1 pseudogene is annotated in these 1,710 nt (G+C 53.8%); it reads right to left on the bottom strand.

Annotated features, from left to right (window positions below):
- Nucleotides 1-590: 590 nt before the first annotated feature.
- Nucleotides 591-1,613: pseudogene (locus tag DXX3274_RS00665) on the bottom strand (IS110 family transposase).
- Nucleotides 1,614-1,710: the final 97 nt, after the last annotated feature.

Here is a 1,710-nt window from a genome sequence, read left to right as displayed (position 1 = left end):
TTGAGGCTGTTGACAAACAGCCATGTTGTCTTGTGAATGCTGAATTTGTCTGTTCAGTGAATAGTTTCGTGCGGGATAAACGGTGTCAGTTTCTTTGCCATTTCATCGCACGCACGACAAGGAGAGGCTCAAACGCCGCCTCTCCTTGACCTCTGGCTGGTGGCTAAACTGTGCCGCTGACGCGGTTCCTTCGGCGTTCGCCTTCGCTGTTCGGGCCGCCCGTGACGCGGTTACTCGCCCCATCCCTGTGGCTCGCCCTACGGGCCAGCGTAAACGCTGTTCAAAAACGCTCTCCGCGTTTTTGTCCGCGCGGCACGGGCTTTCGCCGCGTATATGGACGCTCCCCAATTTGCAATGTGTTTTCTTTAAAACGGCATGGCAGGTTGTACAGTCATATATCCGGTTTTTCGCTTTTGTCGCGCCACCATAATGAAATCCGCCAGGAGAACGTCTTACATCCCTTCGGGCTCAAAGCCCACGCGGCGAACGACCTGTTTCTCCTGCGGTCTTACCTGTTTTGCCATTACTGTGATTACACCTTGCACTTTTCAGAACCGCCTGACTCGTTTCCTTCCTTTAAATCCCGACCTTCACACTGGCGCGATTTCCCGGTACTCACTCCCGCATGTCAACATTGACCACAAGATTCGCGCTGTTCTGCCTGCCTGGGCGACAACTGCCACGTTGAACGGTTTTCTCTTCAGCAGGCTATAAAACCATCTCTGTTTATCCCGGTGCCGCTCTATCACTGCCGCCAGGGCTCTTGCTCCATGTATCAGCAGATAGACGAAAAATAACGGTCACCCCGCTTACTTATGGGGCCCAGCCACTGCTTACCGCCACTGGAATGCTCCCTCGGTGTCAGCCCCACCCACGCCGCAAACTGTTTCGAGGAGCCAAACTGTGAACCGTCCCCCACGGCGGCAACCATATACGTCGCCGTCAGCATGCCAACTCCAGGGACCTTTTCCAGTCGTTTACACGCTTCCTGACTGTGAAACCACGTGCTTAACTCACGTTCAACTTCTGCTATCTGGTGCTCCAGCTCCCTCAGATGTGCCAGTTGACGCGCTGCACTGCGCCTTGTCAGCGCCGTAAGCTCATTCTCCCCATCTTCCAGTATCACCGGCAATGTCTTGTACAAGGCTGACAGGCCGGTTTCCATCACCACGCCAAACTCTGCCAGCATTGCCCGCAAGCTGTTGGTGCTGGCCACGCGTTCTCTAATCAGCAGGTCCCGTTCCGTATGCAGTGCCAATACGGCCTGCTGCGTTTCATTTTTCACTGCAACAAAACGCATGTTGGGTCGGGCTACGGCTTCACAAATGGCCTCGGCATCCCGCGCATCCGTTTTATCCCGCTTCACATAGGGTTTGACATAGCTGGGCGGCATCAACCTGACCTGATGACCGTACTGCGTCAATCGGCGAGCGAAGTGATGAGCTGATGCACAGGCTTCCATACCAATTAAACAGGGGGGAAGCCGGGCCAGAAATGGCAGGAATGCGTTTCTGGTCAGCCGCTTTTGCAATACGATTTTCCCATAATTATCAACGCCATGAAGTTAGGAAAACATTTTTTGCCAAATCGATACCAAGGGTTGATACTTGCATGTGGACGCTCCTTCTTTAACTGAAGTGTGATGCTCTCAGTCTGGCACATTCGATGCCGTCAAGTTGGAGCGTCCATTTCATCGTCCGTGCGGCTCAC

This window comes from Dickeya sp. NCPPB 3274, from assembly GCF_000406205.1.
GTDB lineage: Bacteria > Pseudomonadota > Gammaproteobacteria > Enterobacterales > Enterobacteriaceae > Dickeya > Dickeya fangzhongdai.
The sequence above is the reverse complement of the archived record's forward strand: the minus strand, read 5'-3'. Positions and strand labels throughout refer to the sequence as shown.